Source organism: Micromonospora sp. NBC_01655 (assembly GCF_026339755.1).
In the GTDB taxonomy this organism is placed as follows: domain Bacteria; phylum Actinomycetota; class Actinomycetes; order Mycobacteriales; family Micromonosporaceae; genus Micromonospora.
Map to the genome: position 1 here is coordinate 5749179 of NZ_JAPEQF010000001.1, position 20409 is coordinate 5769587.

Annotated in this window: 17 protein-coding genes; 7 read left to right on the top strand and 10 right to left on the bottom strand. The window is 75.2% G+C overall.

The window, feature by feature from the left end:
• The first annotated feature begins 3 nt into the window (after nucleotides 1–3).
• The 5 genes from OOK41_RS25220 to OOK41_RS25240 are packed head-to-tail and all read left to right on the top strand — an operon-like array spanning nucleotide 4 to nucleotide 8017.
• Entirely contained in the window at nucleotides 4–2664 is a 2661-nt protein-coding gene (locus OOK41_RS25220) for a fibronectin type III domain-containing protein (protein ID WP_266266949.1), read from the top strand.
• Between the two features lies 1 nt (nucleotide 2665).
• Nucleotides 2666–3859, top strand: a complete 1194-nt coding sequence (locus OOK41_RS25225; RefSeq protein ID WP_207892882.1) for a hypothetical protein — start codon at nucleotides 2666–2668, stop codon at nucleotides 3857–3859.
• Entirely contained in the window at nucleotides 3856–6261 is a 2406-nt protein-coding gene (locus OOK41_RS25230) for a GTPase-associated protein 1-related protein (protein WP_266266950.1), read from the top strand. The genes OOK41_RS25225 and OOK41_RS25230 overlap by 4 nt, the downstream gene beginning before the upstream one ends.
• A 3-nt stretch (nucleotides 6262–6264) precedes the next feature.
• Entirely contained in the window at nucleotides 6265–7818 is a 1554-nt protein-coding gene (locus tag OOK41_RS25235) for a hypothetical protein (RefSeq protein ID WP_266266951.1), read from the top strand.
• The gene (locus OOK41_RS25240; RefSeq protein ID WP_266266952.1) at nucleotides 7811–8017 is read left to right on the top strand and encodes a hypothetical protein; all 207 of its coding nucleotides are present in this window, start codon (nucleotides 7811–7813) and stop codon (nucleotides 8015–8017) included. Before OOK41_RS25235 ends, OOK41_RS25240 begins: the two co-directional genes overlap by 8 nt.
• 13 nt (nucleotides 8018–8030) lie before the next feature.
• On the opposite strand, the gene OOK41_RS25245 is transcribed toward OOK41_RS25240, so the two are convergent.
• The 7 genes from OOK41_RS25245 to OOK41_RS25275 form a co-directional block, all read right to left on the bottom strand.
• Entirely contained in the window at nucleotides 8031–9905 is a 1875-nt protein-coding gene (locus OOK41_RS25245; protein WP_266266953.1) for an AAA family ATPase, read from the bottom strand.
• Entirely contained in the window at nucleotides 9902–11125 is a 1224-nt protein-coding gene (locus tag OOK41_RS25250; protein WP_266266954.1) for a hypothetical protein, read from the bottom strand. Before OOK41_RS25250 ends, OOK41_RS25245 begins: the two co-directional genes overlap by 4 nt.
• Entirely contained in the window at nucleotides 11125–11802 is a 678-nt protein-coding gene (locus OOK41_RS25255; RefSeq protein ID WP_266266955.1) for a 4Fe-4S single cluster domain-containing protein, read from the bottom strand. The genes OOK41_RS25250 and OOK41_RS25255 overlap by 1 nt, the downstream gene beginning before the upstream one ends.
• On the bottom strand, nucleotides 11799–12845 hold the full coding sequence (locus tag OOK41_RS25260) for a hypothetical protein (protein WP_266266956.1): 1047 nt from the start codon (nucleotides 12843–12845) through the stop codon (nucleotides 11799–11801). Before OOK41_RS25260 ends, OOK41_RS25255 begins: the two co-directional genes overlap by 4 nt.
• The gene (locus tag OOK41_RS25265) at nucleotides 12842–13621 is read right to left on the bottom strand and encodes a protein phosphatase 2C domain-containing protein (RefSeq protein WP_266266957.1); all 780 of its coding nucleotides are present in this window, start codon (nucleotides 13619–13621) and stop codon (nucleotides 12842–12844) included. Before OOK41_RS25265 ends, OOK41_RS25260 begins: the two co-directional genes overlap by 4 nt.
• A complete protein-coding gene (locus tag OOK41_RS25270) occupies nucleotides 13618–14373 on the bottom strand; it encodes a hypothetical protein (protein WP_266266958.1) in 756 nt (251 codons plus the stop codon). The genes OOK41_RS25265 and OOK41_RS25270 overlap by 4 nt, the downstream gene beginning before the upstream one ends.
• A gap of 166 nt (nucleotides 14374–14539) precedes the next feature.
• The gene (locus OOK41_RS25275; RefSeq protein ID WP_266266959.1) at nucleotides 14540–15358 is read right to left on the bottom strand and encodes a hypothetical protein; all 819 of its coding nucleotides are present in this window, start codon (nucleotides 15356–15358) and stop codon (nucleotides 14540–14542) included.
• A 700-nt stretch (nucleotides 15359–16058) separates the two neighbouring features.
• Here OOK41_RS25275 and OOK41_RS25280 point away from each other — a divergent pair.
• Nucleotides 16059–17135 (top strand): hypothetical protein, encoded by a 1077-nt coding sequence (locus tag OOK41_RS25280; RefSeq protein ID WP_207892881.1) that lies wholly within the window; start codon nucleotides 16059–16061, stop codon nucleotides 17133–17135.
• Here OOK41_RS25280 and OOK41_RS25285 read toward each other — a convergent pair.
• Nucleotides 17055–17324, bottom strand: a complete 270-nt coding sequence (locus tag OOK41_RS25285) for a hypothetical protein (protein WP_266266960.1) — start codon at nucleotides 17322–17324, stop codon at nucleotides 17055–17057. The two genes, OOK41_RS25280 and OOK41_RS25285, sit on opposite strands and share 81 nt — an antisense overlap.
• 378 nt (nucleotides 17325–17702) lie before the next feature.
• Here OOK41_RS25285 and OOK41_RS25290 point away from each other — a divergent pair, with 378 nt between their 5' ends.
• Nucleotides 17703–18401: a Crp/Fnr family transcriptional regulator gene (locus tag OOK41_RS25290; protein ID WP_117672002.1), complete on the top strand. Its 699-nt coding sequence runs from the start codon at nucleotides 17703–17705 to the stop codon at nucleotides 18399–18401.
• A gap of 76 nt (nucleotides 18402–18477) precedes the next feature.
• On the opposite strand, the gene OOK41_RS25295 is transcribed toward OOK41_RS25290, so the two are convergent.
• Together OOK41_RS25295 and OOK41_RS25300 are read right to left on the bottom strand one after the other, a co-directional pair.
• A complete protein-coding gene (locus OOK41_RS25295; protein WP_207892880.1) occupies nucleotides 18478–19227 on the bottom strand; it encodes a sugar isomerase domain-containing protein in 750 nt (249 codons plus the stop codon).
• Complete coding sequence (locus OOK41_RS25300; protein ID WP_266266961.1) at nucleotides 19220–20407, bottom strand: hypothetical protein; 1188 nt, start codon at nucleotides 20405–20407, stop codon at nucleotides 19220–19222. The genes OOK41_RS25295 and OOK41_RS25300 overlap by 8 nt, the downstream gene beginning before the upstream one ends.
• Between the last annotated feature and the right edge of the window lie 2 nt (nucleotides 20408–20409).

The following is a 20409-nucleotide window of genomic DNA, read 5'->3' on the forward strand; positions in this document are numbered from 1 at the left end:
CTGATGGCGTTCGACCAGCGCGCGTACCTGCGGGACGTGATCATGCCGCTGCGCGACCGGCCCGGCGGGCTATCGCCCACGGACCTGGCCCGGCACTACGCGGTCACCCCGGACATGTCACGGGCACAGCTCTGCGAGCACCTGACAACGATCCGGCGGCTGTGGAACCAGCGTTCCGGCGGCGTCGACGCGGGGGCCCGGGTCTGCGCGCAGCTGTTCAGTCGGGACGAGCAACTGCGCGCCGAGCACGGCGAGGACATGTTCGAGCCACGGTGGTGGCGGGAGCGGATCGAGGAGCACGACCGCGGGTCCCGCGCCGAGTCCGAGCGCTTCGCCCGGGACCTCGCCCGGGCGTACGGCGCGCTGGGCCGGATCACCCAGGGCCAGCTCAAGGAGATCGCCGGGCACTGGCCGGGCCTGGACCCGGGTCAGGTCGACGAGGCGGTCCGGCGCGCCGGCCTGGCGGTGGTGGATCCGGTCGAGCTGCCGACCGGCTCCGGCATGGAACGCACGGCGTACCGCGCGCTGGTCCGGCTCCAGGACCTGATCGGCGCGCCCACCGTCGTCCAGGTGGTGCACCCCGACGGCGCGCCGTTCCGGCTGCTCGGCCCGGACGCGGTGGCGCTCGACGCGGCCACGGTGCGCGCCCGCGCGGAGGAGGCGAACCGGTTGGCCGACACCACCGCGGTCCGGACCCGCAAGGAGGCCCTGGGTCTGCTGGAGCGGGCCGTCAGCGACGGCGTGGACCTGCGGGCGCTCGCGGTGTTCCAGGTCGTCGAGCGGCTCCGGGCCGGACGGGCCAGGGGAATCGCGGACGGCATGCTGGTGCCGATCGCCACCGACGCCGGGTTGGCGCAGGGCGACGCCCAGTCGGTGGTCGCCAGCCTGCCGGTCGACGCGGACCCCGAGGCCAGCCCGGCGGACAGGATCCGTGACCTGGTCGCCGACGGGCGGCTTCTCGCGGCCCGGCAGGCCCTGGCGGTGCTGCCGGCCGACGACCCGCACCGCGACGAGCTGCGCGGTCAGGTCGACGCCCTGCTGGGCGAGGTCGAGGCGCTACGGCGGGCGGCCGACGAGGCGGCCCGCACGGAACGCGAGGAGGAGGCGGCCCGACTGCTGCGCTCGGCCCTGCGCATCGCCGGTGACGACGACGGTCTCGCCGACCGGCTGGGCGCGCTCGCGCCGCCGCCCCCGCGCGACCTGTCGGCGCGGGCCGTGGACACCGGTGTCCGCCTGACCTGGACGGCGCCGCCCACCCCGGCGGCGGAGGTGCGCTACCGGGTGGTCCGCGCCGACCGGCCGCCCCGCTCGTCCGCGGACGGCGAGGTGGTCGCCGAGGGCCCCCTGACGGAAGCGACGGACGGGGCCCCGCCGCCCGCCCGGCCCCTGCACTACGGCGTCTTCGCCAGCACCGGCGGGGACTGGTCCCGACCGGCGACGGTGCGGACCCTGGTGGTGCCGCCCGTGGTGGCCGTGCAGGTGTGGGTGCGCCCCGACGAGATCTCCTGCGCCTGGCGGGCGCACCCGGCCGCGGCGGGCGTGCGGGTGCGGCGCACCCTCGGCCGGCCGCCGGTCTCCCCGCAGGACGGGGAGCCGGTGGCCGCGGGCCGCACCGGCCTCTCGGACGACACCGGCGACGGCAGGACCGACCGGTACTACGGCATCGTCACGGTGTACCGCGACGAACACGGCGAGGAGGTCGCCTCGCCGCTCGTGGTGGCCCACGCGGCGCTGCGCGACACGGCCCCGCCGCACGTGGAGCGGCTGCGGGCCCACGTCACCGCGGTCGACGCGCAGACCGCGACCGTCCACCTCGCCTGGCTCACCCCCACCGGTGGCACGGTGTCGGTCCGCAGGTCGGAGCTGCCCCCGTCGTGGTCGGCGGGAGCGCGGATCCGCCGCGAGGAGCTGGAGGGGTACGGCGAGGCGCTGGTCAGCGACCGGCTGGAGCAGGGGGCGGAGACCCTGCTGGAGGTGACCGTCCCGAGCGGGCGGTTCGTGTACGTGCCGTTCACCGTCGACGCGGCGACCGGTACCGCCGTGGTGGGCGAGCCGGTCCTGCTCGGGGTGACCGAACCGGTCCGGCAGCTCGTCGCCCGCCGCACCGGGGACGAGGTCAACGTCGCCTGGGTGTGGCCGTCCTCGGTGAACCTGGCAGAGGTCACGTTCACGGCGCCGCACGGCCCGCCGGTGGTCCGGCGACTGACCCGTGGGCAGTTCACCGAGTCGGGCTGCCGCATCCCGGTCCCCTCCGCCGGCGGCCGGGTCTCCGTCCGGACGGTCGAGCGCGGCCCGGCCGGGGAGACGTTCTCCGTGCCCGAGTCCGTGCCGGTCGACCGCGTTCCCGTGGCGATCGGGTACCACCTCCAGCGCACCGGCGGGCCCTTCAGCCGCAAGCGGCTGCTGAGCGTCGACGTCGACCAGCCGTGCGAGGGGGTAGAGCTGATCCTCGTGGCCGCGTCCGGCCTGGCCATGCCGGTACGACCGGAGCAGGGCACCGTGGTGGCCCGGGTGACCGGTCTCTGCCTCCAGCCGGACGCGCCGTGGCAGATGCCCTTCGCGATGCCCTCCGGCCTGGCCAGGCCGTACTGGCTGCGGTGCTTCGTGATCCAGCCCAGCGGGGCCCGGGTCACCGACCCGATCCACGAGATGAAGGTGTCCTGACATGACCACCCCCTCCTGCCCGTACTGCTACGCCAAGATCGACCTGCGGGCGCCGTGGTTCCGGTGCACGGGGCGCCGGTCGCCGGGCAACGACCCCTGCAAGCCCCAGTGGGACGAGGCCAGGGACCGGGAGATCGGCATCAAGGAACTGGTGCTGCCGTCGTTCCCGGGGCCCCGTCGCGCCCTGCGGGCGGTGACCGCCTCGACGTGCCCGCACTGCGGCGCCGAGTCCGCGGTGAAGGTCTGCCCGACCTGCCACAGCCGGCTGCCGGCGACGTTCGGCGAGGGGCGCAGCCCGCTCATCGCCATGGCGGGCGCGCGGCACACCGGCAAGAGCGTGTACCTCAAGGTGCTGTCGTACCAGTTGCGACACGGCATGGGGCAGCGCTTCGGCGCCGACGTCCGGCTCGTCGGCGACAGCCAGTTCCGGGCCGAGACCGGCGGCGGCCGGGACTTCCTCGACCCGGCCGGCGAGCTCTTCCCCGACGGCGGGCTCTACCAGCGCACCGGCCAGGCGGAGTTCGGCCGGCGCGAGCCGATCGTGTTCGCCTGGCGACAGAACCGCGGGATCACCGGCTACGAGACCACCTTCCTGTCCTTCTTCGACACCGCCGGGGAGGACCTGATCGACCAGGACACGGTCGACAACCTGCGCTACCTCGGCGCGGCCGACGCCCTCATCCTGCTGCTCGACCCGTTCATGATCCCGCAGGCGCGGGACCGGATCCGGCTGCCGGCGTCGGCGGTCGACACGCACGCCAGCACCGTCGACGTGGTCAGCCGGGTGACCGAGAACCTGCGGATCAGCCACCGGCTCGGTGGCCGCCGGAACATCACGATCCCGGTGGCGGTGGCGTTCGCGAAGATCGACGCGTTCTTCGACGTGCTGGGCCCGGACCATCCCCTGGTCCGCCGTCCGGTGCCCGGTCCCCGCTACGACGAGCAGGCCGGGCGGGTCACCCACGAGCACGTCCGCGCGTTGCTGCACGAATGGGGGGCGGACGACATCGACACCCACCTCACCCTCAACTACCGCAACTTCCGTTACTTCACCGTCTCGGCCCTCGGGGCCGAGCCGGACTACGACGAGAACAGGGTCGACGCGCGCGGGGTCCAGCCGTTCCGGGTGGACGAGCCGCTGCTGTGGCTGCTCAGCGAGTTCAACGTGGTGCCGCGCACCAGGACCGCCCGATGACAGGTCGGTTCGAGACGTTGGTCTACACCGACTGCCGCCCGGGGCAGGGGCTCAAGGGCGGCGCGGGGTTGCAGTTCCAGGCCCGGTCCTCCGACGAGGCCGCCGCGGGGGAGGACCTGGTCAGAAACAACCTGCTCTACGAGCCGCCGTCGCCGTGGATGGCCGACCGACGGCCCGTCGCGCAGTACCCGCCCTCGTTCGCGCACATCCGGTCCGGCGGCCTCCTGGCCACGGCGTCGGGGGTCTACCTGGGTCGCGAGGCCAACGGCACCCGGGAGGGCAACCAGCTCACCCACGCCATCGTCACCACCGACCCCGCCAGCTACGACGACCTGCGGCCGGCGCAGCTGTTCCGCGCGCCGTTCTGGTCGACCGAGCTGGCGCCGACGACCCGCAGCGCGCCGGTGGAGCTCACCGACGGGGTGGGGGCCGCCCTCTCCCCCGCCCACGCGCGGGACTTCGTGCTCGCCCAGCCGGACGGGCCGGTGACGCTGCTCGCCCTGGTCTGCGCCCTCGGCGAGGCCGGGCAGCCCGGCCGGCGCCGGGTCCTCTTCGTCGGCGACGACGCGGCGTCGGTCGTGTCGTGGATCGTCGCGGGTACCCTCCTCGTGCCGCGTGAGCGGGCGCTGGAGTTGGGGTTCAAGGTGTTCTCGACCGACCCGGCGCGTTCCGCGCTGCCGATCGTCGCGGTGCTGCCGGAGTTCGCCGGCTCGGCCGGCCGGGTCGACAACGAACTCGGCTACGTGGTGTTCGACCTCTGCCGGCACGCGCACACCCCGGTCGCGCCGACCGCCGCCGCCCGCCGCTGGGTGGACCTGTTCCTGACGGAGGACCCCCGGGACGTGGTGGACGCCCTGCACGTCGCGACCGAGTCCGGGATCACCGGCGGCGGCGGGCAGCCGGACGAGGCCGCCGCCGCGCTCGGGCTGGCCGCCATCCTGCACCGCCGACCGGACCCCCGGCACGCCGAGGCCATCGTGGGCTGGTTGCGCACCGGGCCGGCGGGGATGCGCCGCGCGTACGGCGTCGACGTCGCCGACCTGTTCGCCGAGACCCCCGAGCGGTGGCCGCAGGAGGTGCTGGTGCTGCTCGACGAGGTCGGCTGCGACGGCCTCGTGCCCGGTCGGGCCGCCGAGGTCCGGCTCGCTCTCATGATCAGCGAGGTCGAGGCCGCCCGGACCCGGGGCGTGGTGACGGATCGGCCACTGCCCGCGCTGCCGAACGGCGAGTGGAACGCGGACCACGACGACCAGGCTCGGCAGATCCTCACCGAGGCCCTCACCTCGGGGGTGCCGCCGCTGCGGTTCGCCGCCCTGCTGCGGGTGGCCACCCGGTTCCGCGTCGACGTGCGGTGGGACGACATCCAGGACGCCGCCGAGCCGTTCGTCGGGTACTGGGCGGACCATCCCCGGGCGGTCCGCCCTCGCGGCTGGCCGTGCGCCGGCATGCTGCACGACCGGCTCATCGCCCTGCTGGGCGAACGCGCCCTGCTCGGCGAGGCGGCCCAGGCCGAGATCGGCGACACCTGGCGGGAGCCGCTGCTCCCCCACGTCGGCACGTTGCCGCCGCAACTGGCGGAGGCGGTGCTGGGCGCGACGGTACGACGCGGCGAGAACCGGGCCACCGTCGTCGAGCGCCACCTCCGCGAGGCCCGGCACGACCCCGGGTGGTTCTCCTGGACGGTGGGGGCGTTGTGGGGCCAGGCCCCGCCCACGACCGCCGAGCTGGAACTGGTGCGGGACCTCGCGCCGGCGGGCGCCCGGCCGGGCGCGTGGGTGTTCCGGCGGCTCGTCGCGCAGGTCACCGGCAGCGCGCCGCCGACCCCACGGCTGCTCGACCTCTGCCGGGCGCTGCTCGCCCAGGGGCTGATGACGGCCACCCCGCAGGTGCGCGGGGAACTGGAGGACGACGACACCCTGACCGCCGTCGTCGCCGAGTTGCGCCGGGTCCCGGACGGTGAGCGCGCCGCGACGCTGCTGCGGCGCCTGCGCGGGTGCTCGCCCCGCCTCGTGGAGATGCGGCAGGCCGACGTCGCCTCGGTGCTGGCGCGGCTGGTCGCCTTCCAGCCCCTGGACGCGGTGCTCGACCGGCACCCGACCCTGCTGGTGCCCCTCGTCACCCGGCTGGCCGAGACGCTGCACCACGAGGACGCCGTGCCGCCCGCCGTCCTGTCCTACTACCTGCTCGCGGGCGCGGGTCCGCCCGCGGCCCCACAGGCGACGCTGCTCGAACGAGCCCTCGGGCACTGGCTGACCCGGGCCCAGGACGAGCAGATCGAACGTGCCGGCCGGCACTTCGGCCAACTCGACAGCGCCTGGCGGGACGGCTGGCAGCGACACGCCGAGGCGTACCGCCACCGGCGCCGGCGCTACCGGCTGACCCACCCGTTCGGGCGCCGGTGACCGATGCCGTACATCTGGCTCTTCATCTACGTGGCGGCCTGCGTGGCGTGCCTGGTGTTCGTCTCCGCACCGCTGGCCATCGTCGCGGCGGGCGCCGGACTGGTCGGCGGCCTGGCCCTGGCGCTCGGGCTCGCCGGCGTCGTCCTGCTCGGCCGGGCGTCCTGGGCCCCGGTGCGCACCCCCGAGCAGGTCCGCCAGGGCGCCCTGCCGGGGCGGGTGGCGCCGGCCTTCGTCCGCCGCGACCGGGCCTGGCCACAGTACTTCGCCGCCCAGGTGCTGCTCGACGTCCACGCCGTGGCGGACCAGACCCTCGCGATCACCGGTCGGGTCTGGACCCGGCCGGCGGCGTGGGCGCGGGCCCACCGGGCCTGGTGGCCGTTGTACGTACCGGTCGTCGCCGGCCAGCTCGGCGTGTCGCTGGGCGCCGCCGCCGGGGTCCTGGGCGTCGCGCTGGTCACGGCGGGTCTCACGGCGGCTGCCTGGCTGGTCGGCGGGGCAGCGGTCCGGCTGCTGCGGGGGGCGGACGCGGGCTGGCAGGCAGTGCGGCACTCCCGGGCCAGTTGCCGGCACTGCTACCAGCTGGCGGTCGTGCCCGCGTACCGCTGCCTCGGGCCGCACCCGACCAGTGACCGGCTGGCGGGCGACGACCTGCACCGGGACCTGCGGCCGGGCCGGCTCGGCGTGCTGTGGCGGCGCTGCGGCTGCGGCTGGCGGCTGCCGACCACCGTCCTGCGTGCCGCCTCCAGCCGCCGGCTGGAGGCCCACTGCCCGAGCTGCGGGGAGGCCCTGCTGCCGGGCGCCGGAGTGGTCACCGACGTCCGGATGCCCGTGTTCGGCCCCGCGTCGGCCGGCAAGACCCAGCTGATCATGTCGGCGCTGGTCGGGCTGCACCACGGCGGGCAGGACGCCGGTGCCGAGGTGTCCCTCCCCGACGAGCGCGACCGGCAGCGGCACGAGATGTACGCCCGGCTCATGCGGGACGGCGGGTCACCGGCGAAGACGGATGCCGGTGGCCCGCCCGTCGCCGTCACGCTCCGGCTGGCCCTGCGGTCGCGGGTCGTGCTGGTACACCTCTTCGACGCGGCGGGCGAGAACCTCGTCGACCGGGAGCAGAACGCCCGGCTGGCCTACCTCGACCACGCCCGCTCGCTGATCTACGTCCTCGACCCGTTCTCGGTAGAACGGGTGCGCGACGAGTACGCCGAGGGCGCGCCGCACGTCTTCGCCGCGGCGAACCCGGCGACGCACGACCCGCAGGACGCGTACAACGCCACCGTGCAGCGGTTGCAGGAGTACGGGGTCCGCACCCGAAGCCGCCGGCTGGCGTTCGTCGTGTCCAAGGCGGACCTGCTCGGGGAGCTGTCGGCCGGCCCGGGGGAACCGGACGGGGTGCGGGCGTGGCTGGTGGACAACGGGCTGCACAACCTGGTCCTGGCAGCCGAGCGCGACTTCGGCGAGGTGCGCTTCTTCCTGGTCTCCGGTCGATGTCCGGGCCGGGAGGGCGGTTACGGGCCGGCGAGTTGGATCCTGGCGCGGGAATGGGGCGGCCTTGACTGACGGCGGACGGCAGCAGCTCCCACCGGCCCACCGCGCCGCGCGGCTGACGATCCTCGTCGCCCTGGCCGGCGTGCTGGTCGCCGGCCTGCTCTCGGACGGCCTGACCGGCGTCGTCGGCGCGGCCTGGCAGCGCGGCGCGCACGTCATCGCCCAGCTCTGGGCACCGCTGCGCGACGGCGGCGACTCAGCGCGGTCGTAGCCACCGGGCGAGGTCAGGCGGCCCGGATCACCGTGCCGCGCGGCCCGACCGACAGGTGCAGGGACACCTGCCCGGGATGGTCGAAGACGTGCCCCACCAGGGGGTCCCGCACCAGGCGGTCCAGGACGTCGCGGATGCTGCGCACCCCGAGCCGCAGCGCCTCCGGCCGGCGCATCACCTCCTGCACCCGCAGCACGACGGCCTCCTCGTCGACGGTCAGCCGCACGCCCTGCCGGCCGGCGCTGGCGGTGAGCTGCGCCAGCAGCTTGCGGACGATGCGATCGACGAACTCCGGTCGCAGGATGTCGAAGACGGTGATCCCGCCGCCCAGCCGGCCGAGCAGCTCAGGCCGCCCGAGCCTGGTGGTGAAGTGCTCGCGCACGGCGCGTTCGAAGTGCGCGGTGACCGTGTCGTAGTCGGGCAGTTCACCGCCGTCCAGCCAGCCGTACGTCTCGGCGGCCCCCAGGTTCGACGTGAAGATGATGATCGTCTCGGAGAAGTAGGCGGTGTTGCCCAACGCGTCGGTGAGCCGACCGTCGTCGAGCACCTGGAGGAACTTGTCGAACACCGAGGCGTGTGCCTTCTCGATCTCGTCGAAGAGCAGCACGCTGAACGGGCGCTGGCTCACCCGGTTCGTCAGCTCCCCGCCGCGTTCGTGGCCGACGTACCCGGGCGGCGCTCCGGTCAGCCGTTCCGCGGAGTGCGGCTCGGCGAACGTCGACATGTCGAACCGGGCCAGCGCGGTCTCGTCGTCGAAGACGAACTCGCTCAGGGCCCGGGCGAGTTCCGTCTTGCCGACGCCGGTGGGCCCGACGAAGAAGAAGATGCCCTTGGGACGCGACTCGGAGCTGTGCGGGTCGGCCACGAAGTCGATGCCGACGGTGGCGGCCGTCAGGGCCCGGCGGACCCGTTCGACCGCGACGGGCTGGCCGACGACCCGGTCCTCGACCGCGGGGGCGAACCGGGTGAGCCGGTCCCGGACCTGGCGCCAGGGGTCGCGCCGGGGGCCGAAGAGGGTGCGTTTCATCAGCGTCCGGGGCTCGTCCAGCGGGATGCGCTGGAGCTTGCTCATCCGCCACAGGCCGTCCAGCTCGGTGATCGCCATGCCCTCGCTGAGGTTGGCCAGCACCCTCAGGTCGTCGGAGGCCCGCCGGGCGTCGGCCGCCTGGTGGAAGTGGCGGGCCTGCTGGTGCAGGTACACGTGCCGCTCGTCGAAGGTCGGCAGCGCCGCCTCGATCACCTGGACGTACGGGCGGTCCCGGTAGAGCCAGGCCGGCAGGGTGCCCAGGTCGTCGGCGACCAGCACGAGCAGATTGCGCACCGGGCCGTTCTGGGCCGCCTCGGTCATCGCCTTTGCCATGGTGCCCAACAGGCGGCGCTCGGCGTCCCCGCCGCGGTCGGGCGGCGCGAGCATCAGATCGACCAGGTCGACGATGAACGCCGACGAGGTGGCGCCCTGCCGCAGCACCGCGCGGATCGCGGCCAGCGCGTCGTACGGGTTGCTCAACGTCGGCGCCGGGGCGTCGCGCAGCGCGGCGGCGAACCGGTTCCGGACCGCGCCGGCCCGGCCGGTCGACGTTGGCGGCTCGGGCGCTGCGGGCCGCTCGCCGCCCGCGGCGGTCAGCCGCTGGAACTCCCGCTCGTCGTCCGGGCCCGCGAAGCTCAACCCGTCGATCAGGTCGTAGTAGCCGGTCAGCTGGTAGCCGAAGACCGACAGCAGCCCGGCGACCGAGTTACGCAACGGCTGGAACGACCGGTCCCAGCGGACCAGGTCACGGACGTTGCCGTGGATGATCACGTGCCGGCCCCGGGCGATCTCCGCGGTGACCCGCTCCAGCCAGGCCGCGGCCGGACGGGCCGTGGGCCGACCGGCCGAGGCGTCGCTCACTGCCGGCTCCGGTCGTCGTGGCCGGCGCGCTCCTGGGCCTGCCGGGCGGGTGGCCTGGGCCTGCCGGGTTTGCCCTCCCAGTACAGGCCGTCGGCGGCCACGCCCTGCCGGCCGAGCTGGACGTGGAAGCGTTCGAGCAGTTCCTCGGTCAGGTCGCAGCGGGAACTCGCGCCGTCCGGCGAGGTCTCCACGACCGTGTCGACCCCGTCGCCGCGGTACTCCAGCCGGTTGCCCCGGCCGTCATCGGCGTGCACGGTGAGCTCGATGGCCGAACCGTCGGCGCGCTGGGCGACGAAGACCACCGCGGCGTCCCGCTCCGCCAGGCTGCCCGGCACCACCCGCAGGCCGGCGGCGGGCAGCGCGGCGCTGGCCGCCTCCACGATGACCGCCATCCGCTCCAGCCGGTCGAGGCGGGCGTCGACGTCGGCCGTCACGGCCTCGACGCGGCGGCGCAGCCCGGCCAACCGGTGCTCCCAGCGGCTCAGGTTCCCGGCGTCCCGTTCCCCGCGCAGGTCGGCCACCTCGGCGCGCAGCTCGGCCGCCTCGGTCACCGCGACGCCCGCCGCCTCGGCGTCGGTCAGCACGACGGTCAGCCGGCCGGCGAGTTCGTCGGTCTCCGTGGCCAGCCGCAGCACGTGGCCCTGCCGGTCGCGGACCGTCTCCAGGTGCGCCCCGACGGCCTCGCCGAGCCGCCGGTGGGTCTCGGCGAACCGCCGGGTGTCCCCGGTACGGTCCTGCGCCTCGGCCCGCAGCGCCGCGACGGCCCGCTGCCCGGCCGGGTCGAGGCGTTCGCCGTCGACCAGCTCGCGCAGCGGTTCGAGGACGAGGTCCAGGGCAAGGCCGTGCTCCCGGCGGGTCAGCTCCCCCGCCACGGCGGCGGTCAACGCGTCCGCGCGGCGCTCCGCGCGACGCAGTTCCCCGTTGGCCCGGGTGAGCCCGGCCTCGTCGGCGGGCCGGGGCAGCGCGGCGACCCGGGCGGCCTCCGCGGTCACCTCGGCGCCCTGGGGCAGCGCCCGGGACGTGTCGGCGAGGTGGCGCAGCCGCGCCGTCAGGGCGTCCCTGCGCGCGGTCGCGGCTGCGATGCCGGCGTCGAGCCGCCGCCGGCGGGCCTCCTCCCGGCGTCGCCGACGTTCCTCCTCGCGCCGCCGCCGGGCGGCCTCCACCTGGGCCCGGCGGGCGGCGTCGAGCGCGACGGTCGTGTACTTCGGGCTTCCGGACATCATCGGCCTCTCTCGTCGGTCGGCGCGGGATCGCCGGGCGGCGGCACAGCACCGCCGGACGGCGCGAGCACGACTCCCCGGGCCGCCATGGCGGCCTCGAACCCGGCGCGGAAGTCGGCGACCGGGGGAACACCGATCCACTCGACGCCGTCGCCGGTCAGGTGCAGCTCGATCCCCGCCGAGACGTCCCGGTCCGGCGGCGCGTGCCGGTCGGTGAGGAAGTGCAACCGCTGGTTCGCGGAGCCGCGCCACCTCAGGTCGGCGTGGCGAGCCGCCACGTAGGGACCGTCCACGAGGATGTCGAGCTGCCCCAGCAGCCGCCGCTGGTCCGAGTCGCCGTGCCGGCGCAGGTGCTCGATCGGGTACCCGCTGAACGACATCACCGACCAGTCGCGGTCGGCCCGGATCCGGTCCACCAGCGCGCTGAGCCCCGCCGCCTGCGCCATCGGCTCGCCGCCGGAGAACGTCACGCCGGTGGTCTCCGGCGGCAGGCCGCCGAGCCAGCCGGCCAGGTCGTCGACGGTGCGGGTGGTCCCGCCGGTGAAGGGCAGGTCCTCGGGCGCGACGCAACCCGCGCAGCGCAGCGGGCAGCCCCGGACCCAGACGACCGCGCGCAGACCGGGACCGAGCACGGCGGTGCGGTCGGCGACCCGGCTGATCCCGATCGTCGTCGTCATCGCTGACCTCCGGGGAACGGGTCGGGTGCCCCGGCCTCGACCATCCGGCACCAGGGGCAGCAACGGCGCTCACGCGGGTACACGTGGGTCGCCACCGCGGGGCAGGGCGCCAGGCTGTCCCTGGCGTACGCGAGGGCCGCCGCCCAGGACTGCGGGCCGGGACGGGCGGCGGGCGCGGCGTACCCGGCGTCGAGGGCATCGCCGAGCCGGCGGCGTAGCACCGCCGGCAGGGCCTCCGGCGGGACGGCGGCGGCGGGCACCCGGACGTCGGCGCCGAGCAGCCGGCACCGGCGGAGCCGGACGTTGTCGACCTCCTCGACCGGACCGGCGGTCTCGCGGGGCACGCCCCCGAAGGGGTGGAAGCCGAGACAGGTGAGCTGAGCCACCAGCACGGCCAGGGCCCAGTGGTCACTGGCCGGCTCCCGGCTGCGCGACGGCCCGGCCAGGTGCTCGGGCGCCGTGTACTCGGGCCGGGAGAACGGGCAGGTCAGGTCCACCCCGGTCACCGGGTCGCGCAGCTGCCAGCCGTCCGCGTCGATGAGGCAGACGCCCCCGGACGCGGAGACGAAGACGTTCGCCGGTGCGAGGTCGCCGACCACGTGCCCGCGCTGGTGCACGACGTGCACGACACGTGCCAACTCCTCCGCCACGGTCAGCCACCAGGACCACGTCGCGCCGGGCAGGATCCGGGCCCGGACGGCCGGGTTGAACAGGCTCGGCAGCGGGACGAAGCGCGGGTGGGCGAGCCGGGGAGCGGCGTACCCGAGCAGCCGGCCGTCGTCGCGCCGGTGCACCGCGGCGCTCGGCCAGGCCACCAGCGGCTGACCGGCCCCCCCGGCCCATCCGGCCGGGTCGGCGAGCATGATCCGCAGCCGGTCGGCCAGGTGCACCCGGTCCGCGCGGTGCAGCACCTTGACCACCGTGTCCGGCCGATCCCGCAGCCCGAAGACCCGGCCCTGGGAGCCGGCCGACCCGACCGGCGCGCCCAGGGTGGCGGCCGACCGGCGGCCGTCCGGGGCGATCAGCCACACGTCGAGGCTCATCGGGGCACCGCCAGCACGAGGGTCCGGTCGTCGTCGGTGAGCGCGCCGACCCGCCGGCCGCAGAGCAGCCGGGTCAGCGCCGTCGGGTCCGGGTCGGCCACCTCGGCCAGCGCGAAGAGCTGCCCGAAGGCGGCGGCGCCCGGCCTGCTGGGCCGGGTCCCGTCGTACTCGACGAGGAGGCTGTCCAGGCCGTCGGTGCACACGGCGAGCCCGGTCAGATCGGGCAGCCGCGCGACCAGTCGGCGGGTGTCCGCCACGGCCCGTGCCGTCGGCAGCAGCGCCGTCGCGCCGGGTGGCCGACCGGCGACGTCCGGCGGGGCGGCCAGCAGGGCGAGGTCGTCGCCGTCGGTGCGGACCACGACCACACCGTCGCCGACGGCGAGCACGCCGACCCACGGCGGGTGGGCGACCACCACGGTCACCGTCGTGGCGAGATCCTCGGGACGGAACCCACCGGCGGCCCGCGCCAGGGCCCGCGCCGCCCGCCGGAACCGCCGGAACAGCTGGTCCCGCGCGGCGTCCAGCAGGGCCGACCAGGCGACGGCGGTCCCCGGCGGCCGGTCCCGGACGAGGGCGACGAACACCTGTGTCGCCAGCGCGACGACCAACGACGCGCCGGCCGCGGCGCAGCGGCGTCCGCCGGCCCCGTCGGCGACGACGAGCAGCAGGAGCCCGTCGACCTCCCGCACCGCGTACGCGTCCTGGCCGCTCACCCCGGCGCGGGCGTGCGCCCCGCCCGCGACGCTTCCGGCCAGGACCGACCACCGCGTCCTCACCGGAACTCGTCCCCGTACACCTGGCTGCGCACCTGATCGAAGTCGACGTGTTCGGACGTGGCCACGAGGATCAGGTCGAGCAGCTTCCTCAGGTCGAGGTCCGCCAGTGGGAAGTAGCCGCTGGCGGTGGCGAGTGCCCGCATCACCTCGTCGTCGACGCCCGGCACGCCGAACGCGAACAGCCGCATCCGCCCGGTCGAGCGCCACTGTTCCAGCCGTCGGGCGAGCGACCGCCAGCCGTCCGTCGGGTTGCCCTCCGCGTCGGTCGGCGCGCCGTCGCTGACCAGGATCAGCCGGGGGCCGCCGGTCTGCTGGGCGTGCACCGTCTGCACGTGCTGCCGCCGCCGCTCCACGAGTGACAGCGCCAACTCCACCGCCTCCACCATGGGCGTCGCGCCCCCGGCCACCAGCGGCGCCAGCTCCAGCCGCGACGCGGGTACGAAGGCTCCGCCGTCCTCGGCCGACGGCGTGCCGTCGCCGGACACCACGCCCACCCCGCCCGCGCCGAAGGTGATGACCACGAACTCGACGTCCCGGAGCGGACCGCGGCCCTCGGCGCGCACCGTCGGCAGCCAGCGGGACAACTCCCGGTTGAGCGCGTCGATGGCCACCACCCCGTTGCTCTGGGTGGCGCCCATCGAGCGTGAGGTGTCGATCAGCAGGGCAACGAACCGGCGCCGGTGCGTGTCGGTGACGAACTCGACCTCGTCCGGCTCGTCCGTGTCGTCCTCGAACAGCGCGAAGGGGTTCACCGGGGGGTCGTCCCCTCGGCCGGGTTCGGCGGTGGCGTGGGCCGCCGGACCACGTCTCGGGTACGGGACCCGGCTGCCCGCGACCGGGTGGGGAAGCTCGCCACGTCCCTATCTGACGGACCGCGCCGCCGTCCCGCCCGCACGTCGTCGCCGCCCGGCCGCCCCGTCAGCGGTCCGCGCCCGTGGCGGCCCAGGCCACGCCGTACGCGTAGCCCTGTTGCGGGCCGTCGAAGCTCGACCACACCTCGCCGACGCCGTCCGGGCGGAGCCGGTCCCCGCCCGGCGCGCGGTCGTCCACGGAACGCGGCGGCACGCCGTCCAGGCGCCAGACCAGCGCGGGGCCGCCCCCGGGCGGGAACCGCAGCCGCACGGTGCAGCGGGCGCACGGCGCCAACGGCTGGAAGACGTAGTGCTCCCGGATCGGCTGGCCCGCCGGAATGCGGTAGTGCAGGCACAGCTCGTGCCGCTCTCCGGGTGCCAGGATCCGGGGCAGGGTGAGGACGAGCCGGAAGAACTGCCCCTCGTTGTGCCGGGTCACCTCCCGGATCCGGGCGCCGTAGAGAACGTCGACGGCGACGTCGTGCTCCGGGCGGTCGTCGCCCGGCCGCCTGGGCAGGCTGAACTGCACGGTGATCTCCCCGACCGGCCGGATCGCCACGACGTCCCGCGTCTCGTAGAGCTCGGGTGACGGCGTGTCGAGCCGTAGCAGCGCGTGCATGCCGTGCAGGTGCCAGGACGGACCCGTGTCGGACGGGGCGTCCGCGACGGCGGCGCGCACCAGCCGGGCCACCGCCTCGTCGATCCGGCGGCGCGCCGTGCGCTGCTGGCACGACAGCTCGCGGGCCAGTTGGTCCGTCCGCCGGTCCAACCGCAGGTAGGAGTGCTCGGGATCGAGCGCGTACGCCAGCACGAGGGCCCGACGCAGGTCGGTGGGCATGTCGGCGGACAGGGCCAGCAGGGTGGCCCGCACCTTCGCGCGTACCACCGGGTCCGGCTCCGCCGGCGAGATGTCGCACAGGTCGGCCAGTCGCGGCCCCAGGCGACGCAGCAGGGGGCTGCTCTGCAGGCCGGGCCCCCGACGCAGCTCGAGCAGTTCCTGCCGGAGCCCGTCCTCGTACGAGGGACGGGGTTCGCTCCCGGGACGCAGGGTCGTCTCCTCTCTGCTGGTGGTCCGTCAGGACGGTGGGGAGGCTACCGGTCCGCGGCCGGCGGCGTGGCCCGTCCGGCTCCGGCTGTCCATTTCACGACCCTTATCTGGCCAGCAGATTGGCAATCGTCTGGCCAGTGCCGATCGGTACTCGGCACGAGTATGGGCGCGTCACGTCGTATTCGAGCGAGGAGATCGTCGGTGCCACCCGGGCGGACGCCGCAGGCGTTCCGCCACGCCGGCCGTTCGCCGCCCCGGGCCGCCGACCTGTCGTGTCCACATCGGACCGCCGACGCCCGTGGGGACACGCCGGGGCGGCGGGAAGGCCGGCAGGCGCAGCCGAATCCGGACGTCGCGGCGGCCCCCACCGGTCCGGGAGCGCCGTCCATGGTCCACGAACCCGCCTCCCCACCGGCCGGGGGGCAACGCCCGGTGCACACATCCGACACATTGGTATCGATCAACGGCAAAACCTTACCCATCTGCAATTTGCAGATCACAACCCCGCTAGCTCGGTACCTGTTCCGGGAGGAGCGTCATGACGAACGCGAATGGCACGACCGCACTGCCAGCCCCACGCGCCGCCGCCGATGCCGTGGCGGTGGGCGGGACAGCTCGCCCACGGTCCGGGGTGCGGGAGCTACGCGACCTGGCCCGCCGGGGAGACCTGGCGGCCCGCGCGGCGTCCGCGCCGCCCGCGGCCCGCGCCCGGCTCGTCAGCGCCGCGTACGACATCGTCTGGCCGATCGTCTTCAACCGGGTGACCCGGCCGGTCGAACGCCGGCGGGGCCACTGGGCCTGCGCGAGCGCGGTCCAGATGCTCGCGGACGACTGCCTCGACCGCTACCACGACGACGTGGAGGCCGTCGTCACCGACCTGATCGCCAACGCCAGGGTGCCGATCATCGACGTGGAACGCTGGGTGTCCGCCCGGCTCACCGCCGCCACCGTCGACGGTCACCGCCGCCGGCGCGGCCGCCGGGGCGCGCTGCAACGCCCCCGGGTGCCGGGGTGGCTCGCCGCGGAACTCGGCGGGGACCCGTGGCTGACCGACCTCGCCGTGCAGATCCTCACCTGGGTCGGCGTGGCCACCACCGCCGGCACCCAGCTCTGGCCGTTGGACAGTTGGGCGCAGCGGCGGGAGTCGGTGACCGGCGACCTGACGGGCAGCGACGGCCCGACCGTGTCCCGGGAGGTCGACCGGGTGCTGGCCGCCATGCGGCGGCGACCGCGCTGGTACGCCGACTACGTGGAGCGTCCGCTCGGCGGCAAGCGCCCCCCGGTCCTCGCCACGCCGGGCGACGGGGTCGCGGACCCCCGCCCACTGCTGCCCGTCGGCTCGCAGGAGCGCGCCGAGGCCCAGTTGGCCGACCTCGCGTCCGCCGCCGTGGCGGCGATCAGCCGACGGCTGCGGTCCGGAGCGGACCCGGTGGCCACGGTGGTGGAGGTCCTCGGCGCCGTCTTCGGCACGGGCACCGGGAGCGAGGAGATCGACCGGACGCCCGACGGCGCACCGGGCCCCGACGAGTGGGTCTCAACCCTGCTCGCCGACGCCGATGCCGTCCGGCGCGTCGTCGACGAGGTGCTGCGCGTCATCGGTGCGGCCCACCAGTAGCCGGAGCCTCCGGGCCCGGTCGGTCACCAGGGCCGCGAGGGCGGCCGGGGGCACCCCCGCCGCCCTCGCGGCACGCCACGCCTCGATGAGCTCCCGCTCCAGGAGCCGCCGGAGGCTCTCCCGCTGCCCGGGCGAGAGCTTCCCAGGCACCGGGGCGGGTTCGGGGCTGGTCGGATCGTCGGGGCGCACCGCCTCACCGCCCGCCGGCCGGTGACCCCGGCCCCGCAGCCGCCCGCCGGCTGCCTGCGCCCGCGGGCCCGGCCGCTCGACCGGGCGGTCGGACGGTCGTCGCCATCTCTCCTCCGATCCGTGCCGCACCGGCCTGCGTCACCCGCCCTCATCTGACGGACGGACGCACGCAGCCGGCCCGCCGGTCGTCGGGCGCGTCCCGTGACCGGCGGGCTGAGGTGCGACAGGCTGTCAGCGGCAGGACCGCCCCCGATGTGACTCCACGTCCCCTCCCCTCGACGTGCCGGACCGTCCGATGCGGGTATTGCATCCCCATCCGGCGAGCGGTATTCCGGGAAAGGACGGGATCTGTCCCGCCACACATCGGGAGGACACCGCATGTCTGCCGCACCGCCGGACGACGACGCAGCCTGGTCCGCCGGGTCGTTCATGGACCGGGTCGCCTCCAGCACACGCCGGGAGCTGCTGGCCCTCGGCGTCACCCGAACGGTGTCCGGCGGCCGGCGCCTGCTGACCGAGGGGGCGCGGGACACCCACGTCGAGGTGATCCGGCGCGGCTTCGTCAAGGTCACCGCAGCCGTGGACGGGACGGAGCGGCTGCTGGCGATCCGCCTGCCCGGCGACCTCGTCGGCGAGTTCGGGGCCATGACGGGTCAGGGTCGCACCGCGACCGTGACGGCGTGCGGCGACGTGGTGTCCACCGTCATCAGGCAGGCGGACTTCCTCGCCTACCTCGGCTGCCATCCCACGGTGGCCGCACAGGTCACGGCCACCGTGGGCGAGCGGCTACGGTGGGCGAACACCCGTCGGGTGGACTTCGCCGCGTACCCGGTGCACGTCAGGCTCGCCCGGGTGCTCGCCGACATCGCGGCGCACTGCGGCCGGGCCGACGACGACGAACTCGTCATCGGGGTCGACCTGAACCACGCCGAACTCGCGACCCTGGTCGGAGCAGCGACGGACACGACCCAGCGGGCGTTGCGGACCCTGCGGGCAAAGAGACTGATCCGCACCGGGTACCGCCGGATCGCGGTTCTCGACCTGACGGGCCTCCGCGCGCTCGCGGCCCCCCGATGAGCAGCCGAGCCGACGTGGGGGGCGTCGCCGGCAGGTCCTCCGGCATGCCCGCCCCTCCGTGACCACGCAGTTGCTGTCAGGGTTCGATCGGGCGGACCCGATCGCGGTACCGCTCCAGAAGGGCGGCATTGCGCGCGTCGCCCGAGGCGAGATTCGCGGACACATGTACCGGCGGGTTGATGCCGCGCTCCAGCAGCCGGCGGCAGACCAGTTCGGTGAGGAGCTGCGCGATGAGCACCCCGGTGAACGACGAGACCGCCCCGATCCGTACCTCTGGGGTGATCTCCAGTGCCGCGTCCCCGGCCGGGGCCTGGTTGTCGATCACCACATCAGCCAGGTCGGCGAGATGGGCTCCCCGGGTCGTACGTGCCCCGGCGGAGCGGGTGTGCGCGAGTGAGGTGATGGCGATGATCGGATGCGCCCGCTCACGGGCCAGCGCCGCCATCTCGGTCACGGCGGCGTTGATGCCGGAGTTGGAGACGATCAGGAAGGCGTCCCGCGTGGCGGGCGCGGCGAGCGCGTAGATCCGCTCGGCCAGGCCGGACTCGCGCTCGTACGTCGGGTCGAGGATCGGTCCCGGGTCGGCGCCGCCGAACATCACGAGATCCTTGACCGCCAGCATGCTGACGGGCGCGAGACCGCCGGCCCGCGCCGCGAGTTCGAGGGTGACGATCCGCGAGTGGCCGGTCCCGAACGCCTGCAGGACACCACCTGCGGCGATCGCGTCGGCAACGAGGGTGGCCGCCGACTCGATGGCACCGAGCTGGGTGGCGAGGATCTGTTCGAGTGCGGTTCGGGCGATGTTGGCGTAGGCGGGTTCAGGCACTGTTCCTCCTGGAACGGTCACGGTCGCGGGCGGCCTCGACGGCAGCCTCGACGGCAGCCTCGACGAGAATCTCGCCGCTGCCGGCGCTGACCGGGCTGGCATAGGTTTCGTAGCAAGGTGGTGTGTCGCGGGCGGGTAGGTAGCCGAGGTAGCCGTTCGCGTAGCCGAGGACGACGACGTCGGAAGCCTGGTCCGCCGCCGCGGAGCGGATCGCTTCGCCCAGCTCCAGGAACAACTCGCCGGGCACGGCGACGACCGTGACCCCGTCGAGGTCGACCGCCGCGACCTCGACCACATATGGTTCGGTGCGCTGGCGGGCGGCCTGCTCCTCCGCGATCCGCAGCCCCTGTTGCAGGACCAGGCGGATCCGATCGTCTCCGACCTGCGGGGTCGGGCGGTCGGGCACGTCGAGCTCTGCCGGCTGTTTGGGCCGTAGCCGGACGTTCCGCGAGACCGGTGGCCGTACCACCGGTACCGCTGCGTGGTGGCCGGCAGGTGGGGACGGCTCCACGCGGCTGGCCACCCGGGCACCGAGCCGGTCCGCTTCGGGCCGCCCGTGTCCCTGGCGGGTGTGCCGGGTACTGATGTCGCCGGCGGCGCCGGTGGCGACGACCACCCATCTGCCGGGTGCGGACAGTGCCCGGCGGATGCCGCCGCTCAGGTCCGCGCTCACCTGGTTGTTGTCGGCGGGCAGGACGGTCGGGTGGACCGGGGAGATCACTATCAGGCCGACCACGTCGGTACCCGCGCTGACCACGATGGTGTCGACGGGAATGTCCATCGGTGGCGGGTCCGCGAGGTTTCGGCGACCCGCGAGCCCGGGAACCAGGGTGCGGGTGGCGCCGAGCCTGGCTGCCCGCTCGGCTGCCATGGCCTGGCGCGCGGCCCCGAGTGACGCGGCCACGAGCCGGTCGCCGACGGGCCGTGGGGTGGCCCCACCACCGGGGTAACAGCCCGCCTCGGGGCTCGCGTGCGTGTGCGTGGCGGCGACCCAGCAGGACGACACACCGATGCCCCGCATGGCGGTCCGGATCCGGTCGACGACGTCGACATTCACGCAGATCAGGTCCGCGACCACCAGCGCGAACCGGTGGCCGTCGTCGGCGAAGGTCACCACGTGGACCTCGAGCGGGTCGAGCACGCCCTGGACGCCCTGGGATCGGTCGATGTAACCACCCATGG